The 25,401-nt window shown below is 60.2% G+C and carries 23 protein-coding genes; 6 read left to right on the forward strand and 17 right to left on the reverse strand.

Annotated elements, in window-relative coordinates; genetic code table 11:
• Nucleotides 1–81: 81 nt before the first annotated feature.
• A complete protein-coding gene (gene epmB / locus OQ287_RS10690; RefSeq protein WP_265896401.1) occupies nt 82–1,095 on the forward strand; it encodes an EF-P beta-lysylation protein EpmB in 1,014 nt (337 codons plus the stop codon).
• Here epmB and OQ287_RS10695 read toward each other — a convergent pair.
• From OQ287_RS10695 to pgi, 8 genes are all read right to left on the reverse strand, one after another.
• The gene (locus OQ287_RS10695) at nt 1,090–1,428 is read right to left on the reverse strand and encodes a protealysin inhibitor emfourin (protein WP_265896402.1); all 339 of its coding nucleotides are present in this window, start codon (nt 1,426–1,428) and stop codon (nt 1,090–1,092) included. The two genes, epmB and OQ287_RS10695, sit on opposite strands and share 6 nt — an antisense overlap.
• A 16-nt stretch (nt 1,429–1,444) precedes the next feature.
• Entirely contained in the window at nt 1,445–2,488 is a 1,044-nt protein-coding gene (locus OQ287_RS10700; RefSeq protein ID WP_250939573.1) for a M4 family metallopeptidase, read from the reverse strand.
• 82 nt (nt 2,489–2,570) lie between these two features.
• A complete protein-coding gene (locus OQ287_RS10705) occupies nt 2,571–4,319 on the reverse strand; it encodes an HD domain-containing phosphohydrolase (protein WP_250939574.1) in 1,749 nt (582 codons plus the stop codon).
• A 125-nt stretch (nt 4,320–4,444) separates the two neighbouring features.
• Entirely contained in the window at nt 4,445–5,668 is a 1,224-nt protein-coding gene (gene serB / locus OQ287_RS10710; RefSeq protein WP_250939576.1) for a phosphoserine phosphatase SerB, read from the reverse strand.
• Between the two features lie 26 nt (nt 5,669–5,694).
• The gene (gene parC / locus OQ287_RS10715; protein ID WP_265896403.1) at nt 5,695–7,962 is read right to left on the reverse strand and encodes a DNA topoisomerase IV subunit A; all 2,268 of its coding nucleotides are present in this window, start codon (nt 7,960–7,962) and stop codon (nt 5,695–5,697) included.
• A 211-nt stretch (nt 7,963–8,173) separates the two neighbouring features.
• On the reverse strand, nt 8,174–10,054 hold the full coding sequence (parE, locus tag OQ287_RS10720) for a DNA topoisomerase IV subunit B (protein WP_265896404.1): 1,881 nt from the start codon (nt 10,052–10,054) through the stop codon (nt 8,174–8,176).
• A gap of 12 nt (nt 10,055–10,066) precedes the next feature.
• Nucleotides 10,067–10,687 carry a YqiA/YcfP family alpha/beta fold hydrolase gene (locus OQ287_RS10725; RefSeq protein WP_250939581.1) on the reverse strand — a complete coding sequence of 207 codons (621 nt, stop codon included), beginning with the start codon at nt 10,685–10,687 and terminating at the stop codon, nt 10,067–10,069.
• A 104-nt stretch (nt 10,688–10,791) separates the two neighbouring features.
• Nucleotides 10,792–12,447 carry a glucose-6-phosphate isomerase gene (gene pgi, locus OQ287_RS10730; RefSeq protein WP_250939582.1) on the reverse strand — a complete coding sequence of 552 codons (1,656 nt, stop codon included), beginning with the start codon at nt 12,445–12,447 and terminating at the stop codon, nt 10,792–10,794.
• A gap of 134 nt (nt 12,448–12,581) precedes the next feature.
• On the opposite strand from pgi, the gene cmoA reads away from it, so the two are divergent.
• From cmoA to OQ287_RS10755, 5 genes are all read left to right on the forward strand, one after another.
• The gene (gene cmoA / locus OQ287_RS10735) at nt 12,582–13,334 is read left to right on the forward strand and encodes a carboxy-S-adenosyl-L-methionine synthase CmoA (RefSeq protein ID WP_250939583.1); all 753 of its coding nucleotides are present in this window, start codon (nt 12,582–12,584) and stop codon (nt 13,332–13,334) included.
• A 1-nt stretch (nt 13,335) separates the two neighbouring features.
• A complete protein-coding gene (gene cmoB, locus OQ287_RS10740) occupies nt 13,336–14,319 on the forward strand; it encodes a tRNA 5-methoxyuridine(34)/uridine 5-oxyacetic acid(34) synthase CmoB (RefSeq protein ID WP_250939584.1) in 984 nt (327 codons plus the stop codon).
• Between the two features lie 307 nt (nt 14,320–14,626).
• Nucleotides 14,627–15,193 (forward strand): isochorismatase family protein, encoded by a 567-nt coding sequence (locus tag OQ287_RS10745; protein WP_265896405.1) that lies wholly within the window; start codon nt 14,627–14,629, stop codon nt 15,191–15,193.
• Complete coding sequence (locus OQ287_RS10750; RefSeq protein ID WP_265896406.1) at nt 15,174–16,139, forward strand: GlxA family transcriptional regulator; 966 nt, start codon at nt 15,174–15,176, stop codon at nt 16,137–16,139. Before OQ287_RS10745 ends, OQ287_RS10750 begins: the two co-directional genes overlap by 20 nt.
• Nucleotides 16,140–16,252: 113 nt before the next feature.
• Nucleotides 16,253–17,227 carry a ChuX/HutX family heme-like substrate-binding protein gene (locus tag OQ287_RS10755; protein ID WP_265896408.1) on the forward strand — a complete coding sequence of 325 codons (975 nt, stop codon included), beginning with the start codon at nt 16,253–16,255 and terminating at the stop codon, nt 17,225–17,227.
• Between the two features lie 57 nt (nt 17,228–17,284).
• Here the strand turns inward: OQ287_RS10755 and cysN are convergent, their stop codons facing one another.
• The 9 genes from cysN to OQ287_RS10800 form a co-directional block, all read right to left on the reverse strand.
• Complete coding sequence (gene cysN / locus OQ287_RS10760; protein WP_265896409.1) at nt 17,285–18,709, reverse strand: sulfate adenylyltransferase subunit CysN; 1,425 nt, start codon at nt 18,707–18,709, stop codon at nt 17,285–17,287.
• Nucleotides 18,709–19,620, reverse strand: coding sequence for a sulfate adenylyltransferase subunit CysD (cysD, locus tag OQ287_RS10765; RefSeq protein ID WP_265896410.1), 912 nt, complete (start codon nt 19,618–19,620; stop codon nt 18,709–18,711). Before cysD ends, cysN begins: the two co-directional genes overlap by 1 nt.
• Before the next feature lie 210 nt (nt 19,621–19,830).
• Nucleotides 19,831–20,553 (reverse strand): metallophosphoesterase family protein, encoded by a 723-nt coding sequence (locus OQ287_RS10770; RefSeq protein ID WP_265896411.1) that lies wholly within the window; start codon nt 20,551–20,553, stop codon nt 19,831–19,833.
• A gap of 23 nt (nt 20,554–20,576) precedes the next feature.
• Entirely contained in the window at nt 20,577–21,017 is a 441-nt protein-coding gene (locus OQ287_RS10775; RefSeq protein WP_250939376.1) for a DUF1249 domain-containing protein, read from the reverse strand.
• Between the two features lie 3 nt (nt 21,018–21,020).
• Nucleotides 21,021–21,647 carry an NUDIX domain-containing protein gene (locus OQ287_RS10780; protein ID WP_265896412.1) on the reverse strand — a complete coding sequence of 209 codons (627 nt, stop codon included), beginning with the start codon at nt 21,645–21,647 and terminating at the stop codon, nt 21,021–21,023.
• A gap of 108 nt (nt 21,648–21,755) precedes the next feature.
• Nucleotides 21,756–22,529, reverse strand: a complete 774-nt coding sequence (locus OQ287_RS10785) for an SDR family oxidoreductase (RefSeq protein ID WP_265896413.1) — start codon at nt 22,527–22,529, stop codon at nt 21,756–21,758.
• On the reverse strand, nt 22,526–23,200 hold the full coding sequence (locus OQ287_RS10790; RefSeq protein ID WP_250939369.1) for a TenA family transcriptional regulator: 675 nt from the start codon (nt 23,198–23,200) through the stop codon (nt 22,526–22,528). The genes OQ287_RS10785 and OQ287_RS10790 overlap by 4 nt, the downstream gene beginning before the upstream one ends.
• 2 nt (nt 23,201–23,202) lie before the next feature.
• Nucleotides 23,203–24,663 (reverse strand): AMP-binding protein, encoded by a 1,461-nt coding sequence (locus OQ287_RS10795; RefSeq protein WP_265896414.1) that lies wholly within the window; start codon nt 24,661–24,663, stop codon nt 23,203–23,205.
• The gene (locus tag OQ287_RS10800) at nt 24,653–25,315 is read right to left on the reverse strand and encodes a thermostable hemolysin (protein ID WP_265896415.1); all 663 of its coding nucleotides are present in this window, start codon (nt 25,313–25,315) and stop codon (nt 24,653–24,655) included. The genes OQ287_RS10795 and OQ287_RS10800 overlap by 11 nt, the downstream gene beginning before the upstream one ends.
• Nucleotides 25,316–25,401: the final 86 nt, after the last annotated feature.

Below are 25,401 nucleotides of genomic sequence, written 5' to 3' on the forward strand. Positions count from 1 at the left end.
TCATGACCGGCATCTGCCGGTAACCTTGAAATGGTGGACGCAAAACGTCCGTCGTTGAAATTCTGATCCAAAAGTGTGCCGATGATAACCCGAACCGTGCCATTCGTGCAGGCCCCTGCCACGACAGACTGGCGAGTCCAGTTAAAGCAGGCCATTCGTGACCCGAACGCGTTGCTGCACGCGCTGGCTCTGGACCCCGCCCTGCTGCCGGGGGCCGAGGCAGGTCATCACCTGTTTGATGTTCGCGTGCCCCAGGCCTATCTGGCACGCATAACACCGGGGGATGCCAGCGACCCGCTGCTGCGCCAGGTCCTGCCAATGCAGGAGGAAACCAGGCAAGTGGCCGGATTCACTGCCGACCCGCTTGAGGAAGCAGAGCATATGGCCGCTCCCGGCATCATCCACAAGTACCAGGGCCGCGTTCTGTTCATTGTCACCGGCGCGTGCGCCATCAATTGCCGATACTGCTTTCGACGGCATTTCCCCTATGCCGACAACACCCTGTCCCGACGCCAGTGGGATACCTCACTTGAGTACCTGCGCGGCAATGACAGCATCAGGGAGGTCATCCTGTCCGGTGGCGATCCGCTGTCGGCACCGGATCGGTACCTCGGCCATCTGGTTCAGCAGATCGAAGCCATTCCCCATATCACCCGTCTCAGGCTGCATACCCGTCTGCCGGTTGTTATTCCGGACCGCATCAATGATGAACTGCTCGACTGGCTGGGCTCTACGCGGCTTAACAAGGTGATGGTATTGCACATCAATCACCCCAATGAAATAGACGAAGCCGTTCAGGCTGCCTGTACCCGCCTGCGTGATGCCGGGGTTACGCTGCTGAACCAGAGTGTATTGCTTGAGGGGGTCAACGATGACGAAGACGTGCTGGAAGCCTTGTCCGAACGACTGTTTTCAGCCGGGATTCTGCCTTACTACTTACATGTGCTGGACCCAGTGGCAGGCGCCGCCCACTTCATGGTCGACGACGCCCGGGCAAAACAGTTGATGGACGCGCTCAAGGCACGCCTGCCGGGTTTTCTGGTACCGCATCTGGCCCGGGAAGAACCGGGAGAGGCCTCAAAAACCCGGTTATGACGGGTCATCTATTCGTCCGTCACGCCACAACTGAACCAGCGCATCGGGCGCCAGGGACTCGGGCACCCGCAACTCATCATCAGGCTGAGCCTCCTGCCGGGAAAGCGTGAACAGACAAATCCTGAAGTAGCGCTGGTCACCGGCACCGCAGGCCTGACCGCCGCCGGCGGCTTCACCCGCTGCCAGTACCTTGCAGAGCTGTTGCTGCTCGGGAGGCGAACAACGAGACAGCTCTATATCACGCGGTCTGGCAAGCCCGGGGGCCGCCACGATACCGCCTTCACGAGTAATGCGTAACCGGGCGATATGGTTCAGGTCATCGAAACGAGACATGCGATTTCCTCCCGGCTCAAGGGCCAATCCCTACCTGCTGCCAGCCCTTTTGAACGATATCAGCCACCTTGCTCCCGAACCGCTGGGTCGCATGCGCCATGGTCAGGCCGGCAAAGTCCACGAACTGGGCGTCGTTGGCCAATCGCTCATCAGTAAGCGCCGCATACCAGATTGCCCCGGCCGTCTCCCAGCTATAGCCACCAAGCTCGGTGGCAATCAGGTAAAATGCATGGTTGGGGATGCCTGAGTTGATATGCACACCACCATTGTCATCCGTGGTATCGACAAACTGATCCATGTGACCGGGCTGGGGATCCTTGCCCAGCACAGGATCATCATAAGCCGTACCCGGGGCGGCCATCGAGCGCAGGGCCTTGCCCTGGACCTCGGGCCCCAACAGTGCCGCACCGATCAACCAGTCCGCTTCGTCAACGGTTTGTCCGGCCTGATACTGCTTGACCATGACCCCGAACACATCGGAAATCGACTCATTCAGCGCACCAGACTGGTTGTAGTACACAAGCCCGGCCGTTAATTCGGTCACGCCATGCGTCAGTTCATGAGCTACCACATCAATGGCCCGGGTAAACGGCAGAAAGATTTCACCATCCCCGTCACCAAACACCATCTGTCGGCCGTCCCAGAAGGCATTCTGGTACGCCTCGCCGTAATGCACACTCCCCAGCAGGGCCATGCCCTCCCCGTCGATCGAGTGGCGTTCAAAAACGTCGTAAAAGAACCGATAGGTCGCTCCCAGGTCGGTATACGCCTCATGAGCGGTATCATCCGCCGTGGCAGGCTCGCCCTCACTCAACACCAGCTCACCGGGAAGCTCGGTTTTATGTCCGGCATCGAATATATAACGTGAGGGCGTTCCACGCGGGCTGTTGCTGTACTCCGCATGTAATGCCGCTGCCATTTCACGGGCCGCCATGGGCTGCCGGAAGTGTCGATCGGTGGAAAGCGTACTGGATGCCCAACGGCGCTGACTTTCGGAGCCATGCTCCGAAAGTCGCTTCAACATATGAGGGGGGATGACGCCCGGATACCGAGTAGCCATGTAGTGCCTCCTTGACCGGCAAATGAGTACGTTGCGTAATCGCCTGCATCACGCTTTACCCACAAGCCTAGTTCAGGATGGCCTATTGTGGTGTCAAACCGTAGTCGGAAGGATTGATCTGCCCCTCCAGCTCACCCAGCTGAGGAAAGTCGGGCTTTTTGATGATGTCATCCATTTTCATTTTGCGGCGCGTGTTGTAGACCACCTTGACCTGGGAAGGCTGCCCCTGGTCATCGTGACGCAGAATCCAGGCCAGATAGCCATTTGAAAACCGCACCAAGCTACCGATCGGATGAAAGCCGAACCGCTTGATATAACGGTTGACCCACTGATTATCAAACTGCTCGTTCTGCTGAAAGATATAGCGATACACATCGATGACCTGCCATGCGGGCCGGTCTGCACGGGTCCGGGTCATCGCATCGACAACATCCACTACCGCCGCCATTCGAGCCTCTTCAGACAGGGCATCGGCCGTGAGGCCCGCAGGATATCCCTTGCCATCAAGACGTTCGTTGATTCGGCATACGATATCGCGATAGACCCCTTCGGCACCTTCCTCATGATCGCCCAGACGTTGTCTGATCAGACCCACATGCTGATGGAGCGCTTCACGCTGTGCACTGGTCAGCTTGCCCTTTGCCATCTGTACTTCCCGCGGCAGCATGGTCTTGCCCAGATCATGTACCAGCGCGCTCGAGATCATCCCACGCACATTCTGATGCTCGATACCACTGTAAAGGGCCAAATCGCCCAATCGGACAGCAACGGTAATCGAGTGCATGACCAGCGGCGACTGGCCACGCAGGCAACCGACCTTGTACAGCGTATCCTGGCGGTCTTCCAGCAGCAGTGTAAGCAGCTTGTCAGCACACTGCCCCAGGTGGTTGTAATCCAGCATCCCGCCATTGGAGAGATCCACCATCTGAATATTGAGGTAGTCCGTTACCTGCTTGAGTACCATGCTGGTATTGCAGCTTGCCTTGCTGACTCGCGCGCCAAGCTCGGGAGGCGCCTCCGTCTCACCCGAGCGGCTCTGAAACAGGGGCGATGGCCAGAGGGTGGAAGAGGTGTCGTCGCTGTCCAGATTACGACGGGCCGATTCACGCTCGATTTCCCGGACGTACTGCCACAGGCTCCGCTCAAAGTCCTGAATGCACACCGTATACTGCAATCCGAGCAGCGCCGTCATGTGCTCGGTATCACTGCGCATGTGCCGAATGACGCATGGCGCATCAAAGGAATCCCCGTTCGGGAAAATGGCGCGAACCTGAGGCAGCTGCTGCCCCACTTCAAGCGTGACGGCGTCCTTGAGCGCCATCTCGACCAGACAGCCACCGATCGACAGGTTCTTGAGCATGCCGATCAACCGGTCTGCCTCCTCCTCTTCTACGTCGTTCTCTATCTCATGCGTCTTCATTTCAATCTTGACGTGCATGCCGGCACTGAGCTGAGCGCGAAAGAAACTGCGCTCCCGCACGATATTGATCTGATCCGGCATATCGCACATCACACCAATGTGATTGCCCTTTCTTACTTCACGCTGCACCACCACGTTATAGATCGACACGGTCTCATGAGCACGACGTGCCGTCACCGTGAACCCGATCCTTTTTTCGACCACATGCGCTGCGCGAGCGCCCAGCGAGGTTATATCCAGTGCAAAAAAGCGGTGCTCGGGATCAATGAAAACGACCTTGACCGGAAAATGATCGGTTTCATCGTTCAACTCGAGCACGACATCATAAGCCGTATTGCTCAGCAAGCTCAGGGTCTCGGCAATCCGGGACGGTGCCACGATATCCAGTGATCTCTGATCTGGGGAGGCCATACGCACTACTCATTTGGGTGATGCACCTGGGGTGCTTTTGAATGAGAGTGATATCGACGGTCGCAGGGGAAGCTTAAGGATGGAAGGGAACGTGGGGGCTGTCGGGTGACGAGCCCCCTGACAGGTCAGTCCTGCGGTGCCAGATCCTGCTGCCGATAGCCGATCAGGTACAGCACGGCGTCCAGTCCCAGTGTCGAAATCGACTGGCGTGCCTGCTGCCGAACCAGAGGCTTGGCACGAAAGGCAATGCCAAGCCCGGCAGCGGCCAGCATCTTGAGATCATTGGCACCATCGCCCACGGCGATGGTCTGCTCCATGTGCAGCCCTTCTCGCGCAGCAATATCGCGCAGCAGAACGGCCTTGCGATCGGCATCGAGAATCGGCTCCTGCACCTCGCCTGTCACCTTGCCGTTCTCGATCACCAGTTCATTGGCATGAATCTCGTCAAAGCCCAGCCGCTGTTGCAGGTAACGCGCAAAGTAGGTAAAGCCGCCGGACAGGATCGCAGTGCGATAGCCCAGCCGCTTGAGCTGACACATCAGCTCCTCGACCCCTTCCATCAGGGGCAGGTTATCGGCGATATCGGCCAGTACCGACTCATCCAGCCCCTTGAGCCTGCTCATCCGCTCACGGAAGCTTTGCTGAAAATCCAGCTCGCCACGCATGGCCCGTTCGGTAATGGCCGCCACTTCGTCACCGACACCATGCCGGCGAGCCAGCTCATCAATGACCTCGGTCTTGATCAGGGTGGAATCCATGTCGAAGCACACCAGCCGTCGATGGCGGCGCCAGATGCTGTCTTCCTGCAGCGCAATATCCACGCCCAGGGAGTTGCCCAGTGCCAGCGCGTCCTGCCGCAGGGCTTCGACATCAACATCGCCACGCAGCCAGACCTCGACACAGGCTCCGCCATGCGGGGAATCGCCGTCCAGCGCCTCGCGCCCGGATAACCGATGAATCAACTCGATGGTCAAACCATACTGCGCTGTCAGCCGGCCGGTGTCCGCCAGCAGGCGGGCAGGTAATCGGGGCGCCAGCAGGGTCATGATCAGCCGCGGCTGGCCGGCATCCTCGCTCCAGCGGGCATAGGCATCATCGCTCACATCGATCGCCTCGACCGACAGGCCCGACCGTTCTACCGCCTGATTGATCACATGGTCCAGCGCCGAGGCCAGATCCTGCGCATCGTCATCCAGGGCCACCAGTGCATCAAGCGATACCCGATCAAACGTCACGCTCTGATTGATGTCCAGAAGCCGTGTACCGGCAAGGGACAGGGCCTCGCCCAGGGCAGCAAGCTGACCGGGCCGAGCGGTGCCGGTCGCACGAAAAAGTATCCGACGTGTCATTGAAGGTTCCTGTTGGCTCGATATCGTCATGCGCGGCTCTCGCTTTCCTCAAGGCCCAGTCGCTCGACCTTCTGGAAGCCTTTTGGCAACATGCTGCCGCGCCGCCCGCATACACTCTGATAGTAATCCAGATCCGTCGATTTAAGCGTCATTTTACGCTTGCCGGCATGAACCACCAGCGCCGCACCGGCCGGCAGGATAATCAGATCTCGCACCAGCTCCTCGCGGTTGGCCGCGCGCGCAGCATTGATATCGATCATCTTGTTGCCCTTGCCCCGCGCCATCTGCGGCAGGGCCTGGGGGCTGAATACCAGCAGCCGGCCTTCGTTGGTCACAATGGCCACGCGCGCCGTCTCAAGGTCATCAATTCTGGCCGGCGGCAGCACTCCACACCCCTTCGGCAGTGACAGAACCGCCTTGCCGGCCTTGCTGCGCCCGACCATGTCTCCGAGGGTGGTGACGAAGCCATACCCCCCGTCACTGGCCAGCAGCCATTGGGAGGCCGGTTCATCCAACAGCATCCCCAGCATGCGCGCGCCGGAAGGCGGTGTTATGCGGCCGGTGATCGGCTCGCCCTGGCTCCGGGCCGACGGCAACTGATGCGCGGCCAGGGTATAGGCCCGCCCACTGTCATCCAGAAGCACCAGCGGCTGATTGGTCTTGCCTCGCGCCGCAAGATGAAACCGGTCACCGGACTTGAACGACAGACTGGCCGGGTCGATATCGTGCCCGCGGGCCCCGCGAATCCAGCCCTTTTCAGACAGGACCGCCGTGATCGGGTCTGCCCCCAGTAGCTCAACCTCGGACAATGCCCTGGCTTCCTGACGCTCGACCAGCGGTGAACGTCGCTCATCGCCGTACGTCCGCGCATCGGCCTTCAGCTCCCGCTCGATCATGTCCGTCATGGCCTCCGGATCGCCCAGCAGGGTTTCAAGCTGCTGACGCTCGGCCTCGAGTTCATCCTGCTCGGCACGCAGCTTCACCTCTTCAAGCTTCGCCAGATGGCGCAGGCGCAGTTCGAGAATGGCCTCTGCCTGGCGCTCAGAGAGATCAAATGCCGCCATCAGGGCCGGGCGAGGCTTGTCCTCCTCGCGGATGATGCGAATCACTTCATCAATATTTAGGTGCGCTACCAGCAGCCCTTCAAGCAGGTGTAGCCGATCCATCACCTTGCTCAGGCGGTATTCAAGCCGTCGCGTCACGGTCTGGCGTCGGAAGGTCAGCCATTCGTCGATCAGTTCGGTCAGAGGCATGACCCGTGGGCGGCCGTCCAGACCGATCAGGTTCATGTTGACCCGCGTGCTCTTTTCAAGGTCCGTGGTGGCAAAGAGATGAGCCATCAGGGCCTCGATATCGACCCGGTTCGAGCGAGGCACCACCACCAGACGGGTAGGATCCTCATGATTGGACTCATCGCGCAGGTCCGCCACCATCGGCAGCTTTTTGGCCTGCATCTGCGAGGCAATCTGCTCCAGCACCCGAGCACCGGAGACCTGATACGGCAAGGCTGTAATCACGATATCCGTGTCGTCGCGTTCATAGCGCGCCCGCATCCGTACCGACCCGCGGCCGGTCGAGTAAAGCTTCAGCAGGTCATCACGCGAAGTAATGATCTCGGCACGGGTGGGAAAGTCGGGCGCCGGCAGGTGCCGGCAAAGGGTTTCCAGCGCGCACTGAGGATTGCGCAGGCGATGCACTACGGCCTTGACCACTTCACGCACATTGTGCGGCGGAATATCCGTGGCCATCCCGACCGCAATGCCCGAGCCACCGTTCAACAGCACATGAGGCAGTCGTGCGGGCAATACTTCCGGCTCGTTCATGCTGCCATCAAAGTTGGGCACCCAGTCCACGGTGCCCTGCCCCAGCTCACTCAGCAGCAACTCTGAAAACTTCGACAGCCTGGATTCGGTGTAACGCATTGCCGCAAAGGACTTGGGATCGTCCGGGCTGCCCCAGTTTCCCTGTCCATCCACCAGCGGATAGCGATAACTGAAGGGCTGCGCCATCAACACCATGGCTTCGTAACAGGCACTGTCACCATGCGGATGGAACTTGCCCAGCACGTCCCCCACGGTACGCGCCGACTTCTTGTACTTTGCCGTGGCGTGCAGGGCCAGTTCACTCATGGCGTAAACAATGCGCCGCTGCACCGGCTTCAGGCCATCGCCGATATTGGGCAGGGCGCGATCGAGAATGACGTACATGGAATAGTCCAGATACGCCTTTTCGGTATAACGGCTGAGAGGAAGACGTTCAACATCTCCCTCCTGCACATGAATGTCCATGCTCATTTACATCATGCCTTGTCTTCGGGCCGAGCCATCGCTGCCACCCCGTCGGTTTCTGCAAGGCCTATCGGCAGACAGACAGGGTGATGATCGACAGCCTTCGGCAGTACATCATGGTTGGCGTAACACGCCTGGGGCCGGCCTGAGCACGGGCACCGGCGTGTTCGACGTGGTGTATCCTGCTGCCTGATACCTGCGGGTACGGGCAGCGAATCTAGAGTTCGATGTCGGCCATGTTGCCGCAGCTTTCAAGCCAGATGCGACGATCACCTGCCCGCTTCTTGGCCAGCAGCCTGTCGAGTACGGCATTCGTGTCGTCCCCTTCCTCGCGGGTCAGCTGTACCAGTCGCCGGGTATCTGCTGCCATGGTCGTCTCACGCAACTGAAGCGGGCTCATTTCCCCCAGCCCCTTGAAGCGCTGCACGTTCGGCGTACCCCGCTTGCCCTTCAGGCGCGTCAGAATGGCGTTCTTTTCACTTTCATCCAGGGCGTAATGCACTTCCTTGCCCAGATCGATCCGGTAAAGCGGCGGCATGGCAACATGAACATGGCCCGCATCCACCAGCACCGGGAAGTGACGAACAAACAACGCACACAACAGCGTGGCAATATGCAATCCGTCGGAATCGGCATCTGCCAGAATACAGATGCGGTGATACCTGAGCTTTGACAGGTCATTGCTGGCCGGGTCCATGCCCAGCGCTACCGCAATATCGTGAATTTCCTGAGAGCCGAGCACATCGTGAGAGTCGACCTCCCAGGTATTCATGATTTTACCCTTGAGCGGCAGAATGGCCTGGGTTTCACGATCACGGGCCTGCTTGGCGCTTCCTCCGGCACTGTCCCCCTCGACCAGAAACAGCTCACTGCGGGCCGGATCCTGCCCGCTGCAGTCCGCCAGCTTGCCGGGCAGCGCCGGCCCCTGGGTGACCTTCTTGCGAGCGACCTTCCTGGACGAGCGCATACGGCGCTGTGCGGCGCTGATCACCATCTCGGCAATCGCTTCGGCTTCAGCAGTATGCTCATTGAGCCATAGAGAGAAGGCGTCCTTGACCACGGCAGAGACAAAGGCGGCCACACTTCGTGAAGACAATCGCTCCTTGGTCTGCCCTGCAAACTGCGGGTCATGCATCTTGACCGACAGCACAAAGGCGCAACGCTCCCAGATATCATCGCCGGTCAGCTTGACGTTTTTCGGCAACAGCCCGCGGTAATCACAGAACTCCCGCAGGGCATCCACCAGCCCGCTGCGAAAACCGTTGACATGCGTCCCGCCCAGTGGCGTGGGAATGAGGTTGACGTAGGATTCCATCAGCGCCTCGCCGCCTTCGGGCAGCCACTGAATCGCCCAGTCCACCGCATGGGCCTCATCCTCAAAGGCCCCCATGAAAGGCGAGCTCGGCACCACCTCGAATCCGTCGGTAGCCTGGCTCAGGTAATCCCGCAGGCCATCCTCGAACTGCCAGACCGTCTCGGTACCGGCGCTGTCAATCAGCGTGACCTTGAGCCCCGGGCACAGTACCGCCTTGGCCCGCAGCAGATGCGAGAGCCTAGAGACCGAGACCCTGGGCGTATCAAAATACGCAGCCTCCGGCCAGAACCGCACCACCGTGCCTGTTACCCGTTTGGCACAGGTACCAATGGTGTGCAGGTCCTCGACCTTCTCGCCCTTTTCAAAGGCAATGGCCTGGCGCTGACCGCCTCGGGCGACTTCGACTTCAAGCCGGGTGGAGAGCGCATTGACTACCGACACCCCCACCCCATGGAGGCCACCGGAAAAGCGGTAGCTGGCATCGGAGAACTTGCCACCGGCATGAAGGCGCGTCAGGATCAGCTCGATGCCGCTGACGCCATGTTCCGGGTGGATATCGGTCGGCATGCCGCGACCGTCGTCAGAGACTTCTACACAGCCGTCTTCATGCAGGCGGATGATGATGCTGTGAGCATGGCCGGCCAGTGCTTCATCCACACTGTTATCGACCACCTCCTGCACCAGGTGATTGGGTCGGGACGTCTCGGTGTACATCCCGGGACGCTTTCGAACCGGCTCCAGGCCGGAAAGCACCTCAATGGCGCTGGCACTATATTCGCTCATGGATTCCAGACGTTATGACAGACATTCAACGAGGTCGGCACGGTTCAGGGTCAAACCACCCTGGGCCAGTACCGTCGGCAGGAAATCGGCGTAGCGATCAAGTCCGTGGGTATCACCCTCACTCAACAGCGTGCGGCTTCCCTTGAGCAATTGCTCTGCCTCACGGTAATCAAGGGTGTCATCGGCGGTGCCATAAATGGCAAGGCACCGTTCCATCCGGCGTGGAGAGGTTACCTCCAGCGCCTTGAGTTCATCGACGAACGCAGGCTCGATAAAGCAGGCATCGCCCGTATAGGGGTTTTCATGTGTGGTACCCACCCATTGGCTCGCCAGCATCGACGGGCGCACGGCGGGATTGATCAATACCAGCGCCTCGACATCAAATCGTTCGGCAAGCCCCAGTCCCACGAAACCGCCCAGCGAACTGCCAATGACCAGCGTACGGCCCGGCAACGCCCTGAAGGCCGCTTCAGCGATGGCAAACGCCTCACCCGGGCGCGGGATCAGATGGGGAGCATGAAAATCCGGCCGCGGAGTGGCCAGAGCACAGGCCTTGCGAGTCATCTCGCTTTTCCAGGCAGAAGGATGGCTGTTGAACCCGTGCAGGTACAAAACATGATCGACGGTGGCCATGGTTATCCTCTCGCGCTGATGGCGCAACTACTGTACATATAAACAGCCACCGTGAAAAGTACGCCGCATCCCGTATCCGGAATGCGGCGCCGGGCAACCCGGGCTTAGTGTTCGCGTGTCTGCTGCCAGACGGTTTCGATCAGATGACGGCTGGAGGTGTCGAGGGACTCGACGCCCTTGCCGGTGCGAATGATTTCCTCAGTAGCATTGGCAATTTCCTTGCCAAGCTCAACGCCCCACTGATCGAAGGAATCAACGTCCCAGATCGTGCCCTGGACAAACACCTTGTGTTCGTACAGTGCAATCAGTGCGCCCAGGGTCTCAGGCGTCAGCTGTTCAATCAGAAGCGTCGAGGACGGCTGGTTGCCGCGGTAGCGCTTGTAGGGCGGTGCATCGGCATTGCCGCCTTCGACCGCATCATCACCCAGCATCAGCACACGGGACTGGGCAAAGCAGTTCGACAGGGATAGACGATGCTGTGCCTTGAGGTCACGACGCAGTCCTTCATCCTCGATGTAATCGTAACGCTCGATCGGAACAATAAAGTCGCAGGCTACCGGCTGGGTGCCCTGATGCAGCAACTGGTAAAAGGCGTGCTGACCGTTCGGCCCGATTTCACCCCAGATCACCGGGCAGGTCGAGTAATCAACCGGCTGGTTATCGCTGGTAACGGACTTGCCGTTGGATTCCATCTCGAGCTGCTGGAAATAGCCCGGCATGTGCTTGAGACGTCCGTCGTACGGCAGTACCGCCAGCGAACGAATATTCAGAAAGTTCACGTTCCAGATACCGGCCAGGCCGAACAGCACCGGCAGGTTCTCCTTCAGGGGTGCTGTACGGAAGTGCTCGTCCATTTCGTGGGCGCCGGCCAGCAGGCGACGGAAGTTGTCCATGCCGATGTGCAGGGCGATCGGCAGGCCAATGCCGCTCCACAATGAATAACGGCCACCGACCCAGTCCCAGAACAGCAGCTGGTTGTCGGCATGAATGCCCCACTCGCTCATTTTCTCGGGCTTGGTCGATACTCCGATGAAATGCTGGTGCTTGATGAAGCCTTCGCTGCAGCCCTTCAGCCAGAACTTCAGCCACTCCATCGCAGTCTCGGCGTTCGACAGGGTGTCGATGGTGCCGAAGGATTTCGAGGACAGGATAAACAGGGTGGTTTCAGGATTGACGTCCGGCAGGAGGTCGGCAAGCTGCGAGCCATCGATGGTTGACGCAAAGTGTACGTTCACGTGATGGACATCGTCGGGTGCAAAGGCATCCAGCGACTGACTGACCATCAACGGCCCCAGATCGGACCCACCGACCCCGAGGTTGATCACGTCCGTGATCGGCTTGCCGGTCGCGCCGCGCCACTGGCCGGCATGAACCCGCGATACCAGCACCTCCATGCGGCCCAGGGTAGCATGCACGTCACTGACGACATCCTGTTCATTGACATGCAGCTCGCTGGACTCCGGCAGGCGCAGGGCCGTATGCAAGGCCGGACGCCCCTCGGTGACATTGACCTGGCCGCCACTGAACAACTGCTCGATGGCCCCGGACATGTTCCGCTCCTCGGCCAGCGCCATGAGACCGTCCAGGGTCGATGGCCGCATGCGCTGCTTGGACATGTCCAGCATGATGCCGGCGGCACGCTGGGCAAAGATATCGAAACGCCCTTCCTCATTGATCAGTTCACGCAGGTGGACGTCCTTCATTTCCTGGTGATAATGCGTTTCCAGTGCCTGCCAGGCACGTGTTTCGCGAATCGACATGCTCAAAATGCTCCTTCCTGGACGTGCAGCGGAAATCGTCACAGCGTAAACTAGCGACCATTACGTCGCCATGACGCGGTAGATGCTACCGTCGATTCCCGATGCTTCACTCCATATGTTGACTGTTTGATCCTATGACCGAGCCATCTTACCGCGACGCGCTCTTTACGACACCCCTGGACGACGTCGCCAGTTTTTCCTTCGACGAGCAGGTTGTCCAATGCTTTCCGGACATGATCCGCCGCTCCGTGCCGGGCTATGGCCAGATTATCGGCATGATCGGCGTGCTCGCCAGACGCTACCTGCCTCCTGAAGGCCATATCTACGATCTGGGCTGTTCCCTGGGAGCCTCGACCTTTTCGATCTGTCGACAACTGCCCCCTGATGCCTTCACGCTCGATGCCGTTGACCTGTCTCCGCCCATGATCGCCCGGGCCCGCGAAGTGCTGGCCGACAGCTACCCCACACACCGCATCAGGCTGTATGAAGGGGATATACGCACCCTTGAGTATCGACCGGCGGACATGATCGTGCTCAATTTTACCCTGCAGTTTCTGGCCCCCGAGGAGCGTGATCAGGTGATCCAGTCACTGGCCGACGCCCTGAACCCCGGTGGTCTGCTGGTGCTGTCCGAAAAAATTGTCGACGACAACCCTGCCAGTGAGCAACTGCTCTTTGAACTTCATCACGACTTCAAGCGTGCCAATGGCTACAGCGACCTTGAAATCAGCCAGAAGCGCAGCGCCCTGGAAGATGTAATGATCACTGACAGCCTGACGACCCATCATGAGCGCCTGGCACGTGCCGGTCTGACACGCAGTGTCACCTGGTTTCGCCAGTTGAACTTTGCCTCCATGATTGCCTTCAAGCCCGGAACCGCTGACTGACATGCCGATAGATCCGCGCCATTTACCGCTTTATCACGCCTTTATCGAACACGATCTGGCCCCCTGGCTCGCCTGTCTGCCTGCCCAGCTGGCAGAGGGGCTGGATACACGCCGCCATGGTGACCTTTCCGGGTGGCTCCGGGTACTCGACAAGCTGGGTAACGTCAAGGAACCGCGCGTCAGCCTCACCACCCCCCATGTCAGCGTTGATGCCGACCTGTCCGAGGGTGATCAGCAGCGCTGCGCCAATCTGCTCAAGGCCCTCGCCCCCTGGCGCAAGGGCCCATGGCGAGTAGGCACCACCGTCATCGATACCGAATGGCACTCGGACTGGAAGTGGGAGCGGCTGGCGCCTCATATCAGCGACCTGACCGAGCGTCGGGTGCTGGATGTGGGCGGCGGCAATGGCTATCACGGCTTTCGAATGGCCGGCGCCGGTGCGCGGCTGGTAATTGTGATAGACCCCTCTCCACGCTTTTACTGTCAGTTTCATGCCATCAGGCAACTGATGGGGCCACAGGCACCGGACGTGCATTTTCTGCCGGTAGGCATCGAGGATGTACCCGCCCGGCTTGAAACCTTTGACACGACCTTCTCGATGGGCGTGCTTTATCACCGTCGCTCGCCCATCGATCACCTGCTGGCCCTGCGTGATACGTTGCGCCCAGGCGGTGAGCTGGTACTTGAAACCCTGGTAGTGGAAGGTGATGAGCACACGGTACTGGTGCCCGGCGAGCGCTACGCGCAAATGCCCAACGTCTACTTCCTGCCCTCCTCCCTCGCACTGGCGCAATGGCTGACACGCGCCGGCTTTACCAACGTGCGCATCGTGGATGAAGCCGTCACGACACGGGATGAGCAGCGCCGCACGGACTGGATGACCTACCAGTCCCTGGCCGACTTTCTCGACCCGAACGATCCGACCCGCACCATTGAAGGTTACCCGGCCCCCAGGCGAGCGGTACTGATCGCCGAACGCACCTGATCTGCTGGCCGCCGCGGCCAGGGGGTATCCTGGATCCCCCTGAGCCCCACGGCCTTTTTGCCAGGGCCGACCCACCCGCTGATAAAGATGAATAGCCCCGTGCGGCCCGGTCACCCGTGCCTTCATGACACCGCCATACCTCATGCGCCAGCACCTCAGACCGATACGGTCAGGCGAGGCAGTGACGCAATCCCATGGGTCATGACCCCGTGATGGCAATAAATGACCGACACATGTCAGCCGACGTCCGGCCATGAGCAGGCCAGCCCGTCACACTGAGCACTCATTCACTCACGGGAACCTCCTCATGACATCGGCGCTACTGGTTATTGATGCCCAGCAATCCTTTATCTCACGCCCCTTTTGGGACACATCACTGGTAGATCAATGGGTGCCCGCCCAACGCGCTCTGATCGAGGCCGCCGAACAGGCAGGCATTGCCATCGTGCGGATTCTGCATGCGGCACCCGAAAGCCACGGGCCCTTTGATCCCGAGTCAGGGCAGGTATACCCACTGGATGACGTGGCATTCACGCCCGCGGTCACTTTCATCAAGACCGCCCACAATGCGTTCAGCGACACCGGACTTGATCGCTGGCTACGCACCAGACAGATTACCCGGCTGGCCATCAGCGGCATTCGCACCGAACAATGCTGTGAAACGACAGCTCGAGTAGCCAGCGATCTGGGCTATCAGGTCGACTTTGTCAGCGACGCCACCCTGACCTTTCCGATGACGCGAAATGACCGCACCTGGTCTGCACAGGATATCCGCAGTCGTACCGAACTGGTTCTGGAGGGACGGTTTGCGCGTATCATTGATGCCGCATCGCTTTGCCGCACATGGACCGCCAATGACACCCCCACCCCTTGATGTCACTATTCTCATGCTGCCCGGCCAGGTCCCGCTGGACCTCGCCGGGCCTGTACAGGTATTTACATGTGCCAGGCATCATGCTCCCGATCTGGCACTTCGATTCATTGGCCCACAGGAAAGCATCGAATGGCTGGATAGCCTGACGCTGAGTGGCATCACGCCGATGCCGGACGTACTCGAAACCGATCTGCTGGTCGTTCCCGGTCAGTACACCTGCCAGATCAGCCATCTTCATCAGCAGGATTGTGTGGCCTGGCTTTCGCGACAGAGGCATGTCAAAACCATCATGGCCATCTGTTCCGGCGCACTGCTCCTGGGCCGCGCCGGCTTGTTGAATGGACGACGCTGCACCACTCACCATCGGCTCCGACAGACCCTGCGCCAACTGACGCCGGATGCGCTGGTTCAGGAAGACTGCATCTTTATCGAGGATGGTCCTGTACTTACCAGTGCCGGTATTTCAACCGGTATCGACACGGCGCTTTACTGGGTACAGGCACATCTGGGAGCCAGTGTAGCGCTCGCGGTCGCACGCGAGATGGTGCTGTACGCCAGACGAAGCGGACAGGAACCACAGCTCGGAGTGCGGCTTGAAGGGCGCAACCATGTCAGCGAACGACTTCATCGCCTGCAGGATGATATCTGCAATGCCATCAGCGCCGTCTGGACATTGCCCGTCATGGCCGACAAGGCTGCCATCAGCTCTCGCCAGCTTCATCGACTGTTCATCGATCATATCGGCTGTACTCCCCATGCCTGGCTGACACATTTGAGGCTGGGGGAAGCTCGCCAGCTACTGCTCGAAACGCGCCATGGCATCGACACCATTGCCGAGCAGGTCGGTATGGAAACTCGCCAGTTTCGCCGCCAATGGACACATGTTCACGGTCTTTCGCCTTCGCAATGGCGGCGCAGGGCAACAGCCACGCATACGGGCCATTGATGCCATCAGTCGTGGCATTTGACGCCCTCCTGATGTATAACAATAATTCTCATTATCAGTGACACGATCATCCAGGGCTTCGGCCGTCGACATTCAACAAGGGGGGAAGGAAGATGACGGATATCAATGCCTTGCGGGCGGCCTATCAGGAAGCCAGACTACGTGCTCCCCACTGGAACAGCTACCGGCTTGCAACGACACTCGGCGTCAGCGAGGGTGAGCTGATGGCGGCCCGACTGGATGACACCGACACCCTGGGCGAAGAAGTACATGGCCTGGCACTGACGCCCTGCGATCTGGCACTCGCCCTGCCACGGCTGGGCGAGTTGCGTATCGCCACCCGCTCACGCCATGGTGAGCTGACAAGCCTCATCCAGCGGATGACCGTCCGCGGCAATGATTACAGCGCCGCCCTCAAGGCACAGAATGGCCTGAGCATGCAGTGGCTGCTGCCCCACTGGCACTGGGCCTGCCTGCGGCGCAGTTTCTCCAAAAGCCATACGCTGGGCTGGACGTTGCAGGTCTTTGACCGCTTCGGACAGGCCCTGCATACCCTGGAGGCCTGCGAACCCCGTGCCGGCGGCTGGTCCTGGCTGCTGGACAAGGCGCTCGATGAAGTGCCGCGCTTTACAAGACGCATTGCCACCCCGACGCCTGCCATTGACCGGCAGGCGCTGCTGACAACCTGGCAGCACCTGCGTCACCACGACGATTATCGCCGCCTGTTAAGCGACCACGGCCTGTCCCCTCTTGACCTGAATCGCGCCCTTGAAGGCCGATTCAGCCGGCAGTGTGCACCGGCGCGCTTCTCCACCGCGCTGGAGGAAGCACTGGAATCACAAGCATCCATCGTGCTGTCAATGCCCTCACGGGCAGGCCTGCACCGACATGCCACCACGCTTCAGCAGATCGAACGACACCCATCGCACCTTGCCATTCAGGGACGAGAAGTCACGCTGGGGCTGGATACGGATGCACTGACCAGTGTCTGGCAGGTAGAACGGTGCAGTGAATCATGCCTGGAACACTGGCTGGAGGCCTTTGATAGCGACGGTGAACTGATGGCGTCGGTACGCCTGGCCGCCTGATTCGGATATGAAAACGCCCGGATTATCCGGGCGTTGTGTCAACCAGTGCCAGCACCTTCAGCGATTAAGCAGTTCGCGAACGTCCCTGGCTTCCCAGTGCGGGAAATACTTGCGCACCAGCGCATTCAGCTCGATCTCGAACCCCTGCCAGTCCACATCGGTCCCGGTGGACGTGCCACTCAGTGCATCACGCACCATGCCGGCCCCCACGGTCACGTTGGTCAGCCGATCGATCACGATGAAGCTGCCCGTGCCCGGACTCCTGCGGTAGTTGTCGATCGGCACCGGAGAGGTCAGCTCCACCTGGCACCGCCCGATGGCATTGAGCACCAGCTCGTCGGCGGCGTGGTGATCCAGGGTGTTGACGTCAATCTGGTAGTCGATGTGCCGGATCTGGCCGCTGACTTCCCGTGTACCGATCTTGATGTCGTACGCCCTGCCCGGCTGCATCGCCTGTTCGTGCATCCAGACAATGTCCGCCGTGAAGGCGTTGGATTCCGCAATTTCTGCATCCGCGGCGACCAGCCAGTCCCCCCGGGAGATATCGATCTCGTCGTCCAGGGTCACGGTGATGGCCTGGCCCGGGTATGCCGCATCCAGATCACCATCAAAGGTGACGATCCGTTCCACGGTCGAGGTCTTGCCGGAGGGCAGTGCCCTGACCGATTGACCCGGCCGCAGGATGCCGGCCGCCAGAGTGCCGCAGTAGCCGCGGAAGTCGAGGTTGGGCCGATTGACGTACTGCACCGGCAGGCGCAGGTCGGTCAGGTTCTGGTCACGACTCAGTTCGATGCCTTCAAGCAGGGCCAGCAGCGGCTGGCCGGTGTACCAGTCCATGTGCTCGCTGGCGTTGACGACGTTATCGCCTTCCAGCGCGGACATGGGCACAAAGTACAGGTTAGGTGCGTCGAGCTTGTCGGCAAACTGCTTGTACTGCTCGACAATTTCGTTGAAGCGGGCTTCACCGTATTCGACCAGATCCATCTTGTTGACCGCGATCACCAGATGCTGAATGCCCAGCAGGTCGGCGATGAAGCTGTGCCGACGGGTCTGGGTCTGCACGCCGTAACGCGCATCGATCAGGATGACCGCCAGGCTTGCCGTCGAGGCGCCGGTAGCCATGTTGCGGGTGTACTGCTCGTGCCCCGGGGTATCGGCGATGATGAACTTGCGCTTGTCGGTCGAGAAGAAGCGGTAGGCGACATCGATGGTGATGCCCTGCTCCCGCTCGGACTGCAGCCCGTCGACCAGTAACGCCAGGTCCACCTTGTCACCGGTGGTACCGCTTTTTTTCGAATCGCGAGTGATCGCGGCCAGTTGATCCTCGTAGATCATCTTGGAGTCGTGCAGCAGGCGCCCGATCAGGGTGGACTTGCCATCATCGACGCTGCCGCAGGTGATGAAGCGCAGCAGGTCCTTGTTCTCGTGTTCCTTCAGGTATTGCTCGATGTTCTCGGCAATCAGATCGGATTGGTGTGCCATTAGAAGTACCCTTCCCGTTTCTTTTTCTCCATCGATCCGGCCTGGTCATGGTCGATGGCCCGGCCCGAACGCTCTGACGTGCGGGTCAGCAGCATTTCCTGGATGATATCCGGCAGGGTCGCGGCATGGGATTCCACCGCGCCGGTCAGCGGGTAGCAGCCCAGGGTCCGGAAACGCACCCACTTCTCTTCGGGCACTTCTCCCTCGTTCAGCGGCAGGCGCTCGTCATCCACCATGATCTGCATGCCATCACGCTCGACGACCGGGCGGGGCGCGGCGTAATACAACGGGACGATGGGGATCGATTCGAGGTAGATGTACTGCCAGATATCGAGCTCGGTCCAGTTCGACAGCGGGAACACGCGAATCGATTCGCCCTTGTTCACCTTGCCGTTGTAGACGTTCCAGAGCTCCGGGCGCTGGCTTTTCGGATCCCAGCGGTGGTACTTGTCACGGAAGGAGTAGACGCGCTCCTTGGCCCGCGAGGCTTCCTCGTCACGCCGGGCACCACCGAAGGCGGCATCGAACCCGTACTTGTCCAGTGCCTGCTTGAGGGACTGGGTCTTCATGATGTCGGTGTACTTGGAACTGCCGTGATCGAAGGGGTTGATGCCCGCTGCGCGGCCTTCCTCGTTGATGTGCTCGATCAGTTCCATGCCGGCATCCGCGGCCATCCGGTCGCGAAACTCGATCATCTCGCGGAACTTCCAGGTGGTGTTGACGTGCATCAGCGGGAACGGCGGCGTACCGGGATAGAAGGCCTTGCGCGCCAGGTGCAGCATGACGGAGGAATCCTTGCCGATGGAATACAGCATGACAGGATTGCGAAATTCCGCGGCTACTTCGCGGATGATATGTATCGACTCGGCTTCGAGCTGCTTTAAATGCGTCTGGCGCTCAGGTGAAAGCATCGCGTTCGACCACCTCTTTGATAAGCGTGAAACGGCAGGCTGTCCGGCGCGATTCGGATGCCCTGCCGACAGGAAAACTTCGGTAACGGTATACGTGTCGGCCTGTAGCGCGCCGAGGGTTGGCGTACCTGTAGATGATGGTACGTTACCCTCGGCCTCTCATAACGTCAAAGAATTAAATTTCATCCTTTTAGGCCATTACGCTATATGTCATGGGTCGACACGCTCAACCCAGGTGGTGACATTGTCGCCCCTGGCATCCACGACGCGAAAGCCGGGACGCGAGGCGCTATCAAGCTGAAAGGTATCACTGCCAGGCAGAAACTGATCCGACGTCGCCGGCGTAGCGCAGACCCGAATGTTCTGACACCAGGTACTGAAGGCATGATGCACATGGCCACACAGGATCATTTCTACATGAGGATGCATCGACAGGATGTGCCATAACGCTGCTTCATCCTCAAGCGACAGGGCATCCATCCAGGATGAACCAACCGGCACAGGCGGATGATGCATGGCAATGAAGGTGGGCTGATCGCTGGACTGCAACTCACGTTCAAGCTCATCAAGCTGCGTTTCACCCACGCGGCCGGCCACGTCACCAGGCAGTTGGGTATTCAGCATCAATAGCCGGCGCTCCCCCAGATCCAGGGCCGGGATCATCGGCCGGATATCATTCATGATCTGCACATTGTCATGATTGCCCGGCAGCCAGAACCAGGGGCACTGAAAGCGGTCCAGGCGGGCTACCGCCTGATGATAGGACGCAGGCGAATCATCATTGCTGATGTCCCCGGTCACGATCACCATGTCCGGCCGCCGTGCCATGGCCGCATCGATGACCCGCTCGAGCTGAGGAGTAGCGTATCCCTGTCGGTACAGTGCGGCGGGGTCGGCACTGAGGTGACAGTCCGTCAATTGAACCAGGCGCATTGGCAAGCCGTTAGTGTGCTGGGTTAGCCGGGAAGGTCGGCAGTATGTCCATGGGCCATGGCGTGTTCCAGCCATTCACCCAGAAACCGGTTGAGCTGGAGTTTTTCATCCGGCTGATGCATGCGGGCATTCGGATAGCGGTAGCGCCCTTCAAAATGACGCTGACGCTGGAAGTCGGTCACCTCGGCCATGCGTACATCATGGTACAGGTGCACCGTCATGCACGGCGTATCGATCACATGATCGAGCACCCCCTGCTGCCTGACCCGCAAGATGGTGGTATAGGGGGCCTGCTCCCGCACGTCAAGGCACAGCGTGCCGAAGCGCGCCTCCTGACCTGACAGGGCTATTTCGCGCACATCCCCGGCACGTACATCACGCACCAGCCTGGAAAGCCGCGCATAATTGGCAGAACACTCGCCCTGCAGGGTTCGAAGGTCTGTTACGTAGGCCATTCGAGACAAGATTCAGCTCCTTGCACGCAAACTTGCGCGCTCCCTGGACAACCACTGCATACCGATAATGGCCATCGCATTATTCAATCGGCCCGCCATCATCATCTCCCAGGCAGCCGGGAAGGCGATGACGTGAACCTGAATATCCTCTCCCTCGTCAGCAAGGCCGTGTACACCGCCGATCGGAGCGCTATCGATCAATGCACAGAACAGCGTGACCCTTTCAGTGCAGGCTCCCGGACTCGGGTAATAGCTGTACAGCCGAATCACTTCACTGACGCTACAGCCGGCTTCTTCCTCGGCCTCGCGACGGGCGACATCCTCGAGTGACTCGTCCTTGTCGACAAGTCCTGCCACCGGCTCGATCAGCCAGGGCGTCACGGGATCATTCAGCGCACCTGCACGGCACTGCTCTACCAGTACTACGGCATCGCGGGCCGGATCATAGAGGATAATGCCGACAGCATCATGACGCACGTGCACTTCACGGGTCAGTACCGGGCTGGTGCTTCCGTCAAACCGTCGGTGCTTGAAATGGCGGCATTCCAGCGAAAAAAAACCGTCCTGCAACACTTCTGTCTCGACGGTTTCCACATCAGCCCCGGTAAACCGGGGCGTATCGGGGACAGTCTCGCTCATCGGTCAGGGCCTTTGCGGTCAGGGTCATCAGCGATATGCCGATAACGGAAGCACCCAGTATCGCTGTAACCGCGCCATGATGCCAATCAGCCGAGTCTGAGCCTGTTTTCAGGCGGGATGGGTAAAGCGGCGAATGATCGGCAGTTGCTTGATGAGACTGCCCCGCACCAGATCCGGCAGAAAGCTGTTGAGCCGGGCGAAGAAGCCTTCCGGCTGCCCGATGAAACGCTCGGTACAAGGCCGTTTCAGATGTGTCATCAGCGCCTGGGCCACCACATCCGGGGCATCGACCCGCGTGCCCAGCGCCTTCTGCATTGCCTGGGCGGCCTCGTTGTTCATGGTGGTATGCGTGGCACGTGGGGCCAGCCAGCCAACGCGAATATTGTCATCGCCCAGCTCGCGATCAAGTGCCTGGGAGAACAGCCGCATACCGGCCTTGCTGGCGCCATAAATGCTGTAACCGGGATGGCCGATGGCTCCCAGCGCCGAGCCGATGTTGACGATCTGCCCCGGTCGGGCCATCAGCGGCAAAAGGGCCCGCGTCAGCAGGATCGGCGCAATCAGGTTGGTGGTCAGCTGCGCCTCGATCTCCGCCTCGTCGCAATCACCAAGAAAGCTCAACTGATTGACGCCGGCATTGTTGATCAGCAGGGACGGCGCCCAGTCAAGCGCCGTGAGGCGCTCAACGATGGCGGTGCGGGTAGAGGCTTCATTCAGGTTGCCGGCGACCACCTCATGATGACCAGGCAGTCGAGACGCCAGCTCCGCCAGCGGCGTGGTACGCCGACCAACCAGCATCAGCTGCCAGCCGTCGTCCGCCAGCCGGGTGGCGCAGGCACGGCCGATGCCACCACTGGCACCGGTCAGGATGGCGATCTTCATGCGCGCGCCTCCGGTTCGTTGGCGGTCACGGCGTAGAACATGCCGCCCCACAGGCGATACATCATCCGGGCCATGTGAATGATGTCGTCCTGCTGCTTCCTGTCCGTAATACGGTTGACCAGTTTTTCAAAGAAATCGAGGTGCTCGAGATCCAGGCTGCCATGCGAGTAAAGGTAACTGAAGGCAGATTTTGGCAGGGCCAGCTCGCTTTGAATGATCTCACCCAGCGGGGTTGCCAGCGACACGCTGGTGCTTTCCAGCACATACACCATGCCAAAGAAGCTGACCGGGTTTTTCCGCATGACGCTGTCGTAGGCATAGCTGACCATCATCTCGGTTTCGGGCCAGGGCCTGGCGTGGCGAACCGTATCCTTGTCGATACCGCATACGGCCAGATCATTCAGGATCCACTCCTGATGCCCGACTTCTTCCTCAATGTATTCACACAGCGCCTCGCGCAGCCATTCCTGCTCATCGGTCAGGCGGGCACCGGTCGCCATCATCAGCGGTACCGTGTGCTTGACGTGCTGATAGGCCTGGCTCAGATAGCGGGTATAGCGCTCCAGCGTGATATAGCCTTCGCGGCAATCGGCGATCAGCGGCGCGGCCAGCAGCCAGTTCAGATCTTCTGCGGTTTCTTCCTTCAGGCGTTCAAAAAGCAGTGCGGTCATGGTCATTCTCCATACGAGGTCATATCAGGAGCCAGTGCATCAGGCACGGCGGTTGTCAATGCAGCAGGACGAGACAGCACCAGCGCACGCCGAAGCCGTCCATTGGCGGTCAGTTCACCGCCTTCCCGCGTAAAGGGCGCATGGCGCACCCAGCCATTCAGGCGGGCGTAGGCAGGCAGTCGGGCGTGTACCCGGGCCAGCGCCCCGTCAATCTCATCATCCGTGGCCGAGCTCACCAGCAGGGCTCGCAGCCCCACCTGCTCATCGCCGTAGACCATCGCCTGATCAATGAGCGGCTCGGCGGTCAGCTCGGCTTCAATCCACTCCGGCGACACATTGCGGCCCAGCCCGGTCACGATCACATGCTTGCGCCGCCCCTCGATCCACAGCCGCCCCTCGTCATCCAGCCGTCCCAGATCCCCGGTCGCCAGCCATTCGGCGCGCGGCGTATCATCATGCAGATACCCCAGCAGGCTATTGCCCCGGACCTGCACCTCCCCATGCCGGATACGTACCTCCACATGGCTCAGCGGATGCCCCACCGAGCCGGCCACCGCCTGGCCCGGGCGATTAAGCGCCACCACGGAGGCACATTCGGACAGGCCGTAGCCTTCCAGTACCGGCAGCCCCAGCGCCATCGCGTCGGCAACCCGCGCCGGCGGTGTATGCCCGCCTCCCAGCGCCAGCAGGCGCATGTCCGTCAAGGGAGCAAGCTGCTGCTGCGCCATCAGCCCGGCCAGCATATCCGGCACGATGACCGCACTGTGGATGGCCAGCGCTCGCAACCGATCTGCCAGCCGTTCGGTATCGATGCCCGCCATGCCCACCCAGCCCAACCGGGCCAGCGGTGACAGCACCAGCGTTCCGCCACCGCGCAGTACGGCCTCACCGGCAACCTGCTCAAGCAGTACCGACAGCGGCAACACCTGCAAATGACGCTGAACACCGCACTCGATCACCACCTCTGCCAGCGCCGCAGCTACCTGGTCCAACTGGCGAGCTTCCAGGCATACACCGCGAGGTGAGCCTGTCGTGCCGGAGGTATAAGTCACCAGCGCGCACCCCTCGGGGGGCTGCTGCCGACACCGATAACGCTCCAGCCGATACCCGGGCATCAGCTCCCCCTGCTGATCGGCATGGGCCGGTGTCAGCAGGGCATCCACCCCGGCATCACGCAGGACGTGCTGCTGCTGCGCCGGAGTAAAGAACGACGGCACCGGTACCAGCGTCAGCCCACCCGCTCGCGCAGCGATGGCAGCGACCCACCACAACAGGCCGTTATCCGCCTGAAGCCCCAGCGTCTGAACGCTTTCTTCGGCCAGCCGCCGAGCCAGCCCCTCGGCCTGGTGAAAAACATCCTTCACCGTGACCGGGCGGCCATCCAGATCAAACAGGACCGAGGTCGCACCTCTCTCCCTCAGTACCGATACCAGCGAAGACACCGGGCATGCATCAACGGCCATTAATGATCTCCTGCAGGGTGGTGCGAGGAAGCGGGCATGAGCGCCACAGGGCCTGACTGCCCCCTCGATCAAGTGAAGCGAGGCTGGCAGCCACCGGCGCCGCCACGACAACCGGACGGTGGGCGTAATACCGCCCCCACTGAGTGGTCATGTCGCTCAGGCGTTCAGGCAGTGCCGCCCCCAGTGAAATCAGCGCAATGCGTAACCGATAGAAGGCGGCCAGCAGCAGCGGCGTGCCGGTAAATACCACCACATCGGCATTCACGGACGAGAAAAAGCGGGTCAGTACGGCAATCAGCGGGCGGGAATAGCCGGAAGCAGCCACCAGATTACCGACTTCGATAATGCCGTCGCGGGCAACGGGCCGCCCCAGATGATCACTGACCAGCGCCTCGATGGGATCATCAAGGTACTGCTCCAGATACAGGGGGGCAGTACGTGCGCTGCTGAACCCGGCGCTGCCCCGCCATTGCCCGCCCTGGTCCAGTACAAACTGGTGTGGATGAAAGTACGTCAGCCGGGCATCATGCACCTGCTGATACCGCGTCTTGATTCGTGTACACAGCGCTGGATAATCGGCATCGCCGGGACCACTCAGATAACTTCCCAGTGGCAAGGCAGTGCTATCGGGCGACAACATGGGACGAGGCATGAAGACTCCTCCTGAAAGGATATGCCCGCACAGTGCGCTCGCGGTCTTAAGGCATTATTAACCGTTTGATTACATTTCAGGGTGCG

The sequence above is a fragment of the Larsenimonas rhizosphaerae genome, assembly GCF_026240105.1.
GTDB lineage: Bacteria > Pseudomonadota > Gammaproteobacteria > Pseudomonadales > Halomonadaceae > Larsenimonas > Larsenimonas rhizosphaerae.

Excerpts from the sequence above, each read along its gene's own strand:
- parC (WP_265896403.1), bottom strand. The coding sequence starts at position 7,962 with ATGAGCATGGACATTCATGTGCAGGAGGGAGATGTTGAACGTCTTCCT.
- serB (WP_250939576.1), bottom strand. The coding sequence starts at position 5,668 with ATGACACGTCGGATACTTTTTCGTGCGACCGGCACCGCTCGGCCCGGT.
- OQ287_RS10695 (WP_265896402.1), bottom strand. The coding sequence starts at position 1,428 with ATGTCTCGTTTCGATGACCTGAACCATATCGCCCGGTTACGCATTACT.
- OQ287_RS10705 (WP_250939574.1), bottom strand. The coding sequence starts at position 4,319 with ATGGCCTCCCCAGATCAGAGATCACTGGATATCGTGGCACCGTCCCGG.
- OQ287_RS10700 (WP_250939573.1), bottom strand. The coding sequence starts at position 2,488 with ATGGCTACTCGGTATCCGGGCGTCATCCCCCCTCATATGTTGAAGCGA.
- OQ287_RS10725 (WP_250939581.1), bottom strand. The coding sequence starts at position 10,687 with ATGGCCACCGTCGATCATGTTTTGTACCTGCACGGGTTCAACAGCCAT.
- parE (WP_265896404.1), bottom strand. The coding sequence starts at position 10,054 with ATGAGCGAATATAGTGCCAGCGCCATTGAGGTGCTTTCCGGCCTGGAG.
- OQ287_RS10795 (WP_265896414.1), bottom strand. The coding sequence starts at position 24,663 with ATGGCCGTTGATGCATGCCCGGTGTCTTCGCTGGTATCGGTACTGAGG.
- OQ287_RS10755 (WP_265896408.1), top strand. The coding sequence starts at position 16,253 with ATGACGGATATCAATGCCTTGCGGGCGGCCTATCAGGAAGCCAGACTA.
- OQ287_RS10790 (WP_250939369.1), bottom strand. The coding sequence starts at position 23,200 with ATGACCGCACTGCTTTTTGAACGCCTGAAGGAAGAAACCGCAGAAGAT.
- pgi (WP_250939582.1), bottom strand. The coding sequence starts at position 12,447 with ATGTCGATTCGCGAAACACGTGCCTGGCAGGCACTGGAAACGCATTAT.
- OQ287_RS10770 (WP_265896411.1), bottom strand. The coding sequence starts at position 20,553 with ATGCGCCTGGTTCAATTGACGGACTGTCACCTCAGTGCCGACCCCGCC.
- cysD (WP_265896410.1), bottom strand. The coding sequence starts at position 19,620 with ATGCTTTCACCTGAGCGCCAGACGCATTTAAAGCAGCTCGAAGCCGAG.
- OQ287_RS10750 (WP_265896406.1), top strand. The coding sequence starts at position 15,174 with ATGACACCCCCACCCCTTGATGTCACTATTCTCATGCTGCCCGGCCAG.
- OQ287_RS10800 (WP_265896415.1), bottom strand. The coding sequence starts at position 25,315 with ATGCCTCGTCCCATGTTGTCGCCCGATAGCACTGCCTTGCCACTGGGA.
- OQ287_RS10745 (WP_265896405.1), top strand. The coding sequence starts at position 14,627 with ATGACATCGGCGCTACTGGTTATTGATGCCCAGCAATCCTTTATCTCA.
- cysN (WP_265896409.1), bottom strand. The coding sequence starts at position 18,709 with ATGGCACACCAATCCGATCTGATTGCCGAGAACATCGAGCAATACCTG.
- epmB (WP_265896401.1), top strand. The coding sequence starts at position 82 with ATGATAACCCGAACCGTGCCATTCGTGCAGGCCCCTGCCACGACAGAC.
- OQ287_RS10780 (WP_265896412.1), bottom strand. The coding sequence starts at position 21,647 with ATGAGCGAGACTGTCCCCGATACGCCCCGGTTTACCGGGGCTGATGTG.
- cmoA (WP_250939583.1), top strand. The coding sequence starts at position 12,582 with ATGACCGAGCCATCTTACCGCGACGCGCTCTTTACGACACCCCTGGAC.
- OQ287_RS10785 (WP_265896413.1), bottom strand. The coding sequence starts at position 22,529 with ATGAAGATCGCCATCCTGACCGGTGCCAGTGGTGGCATCGGCCGTGCC.
- cmoB (WP_250939584.1), top strand. The coding sequence starts at position 13,336 with ATGCCGATAGATCCGCGCCATTTACCGCTTTATCACGCCTTTATCGAA.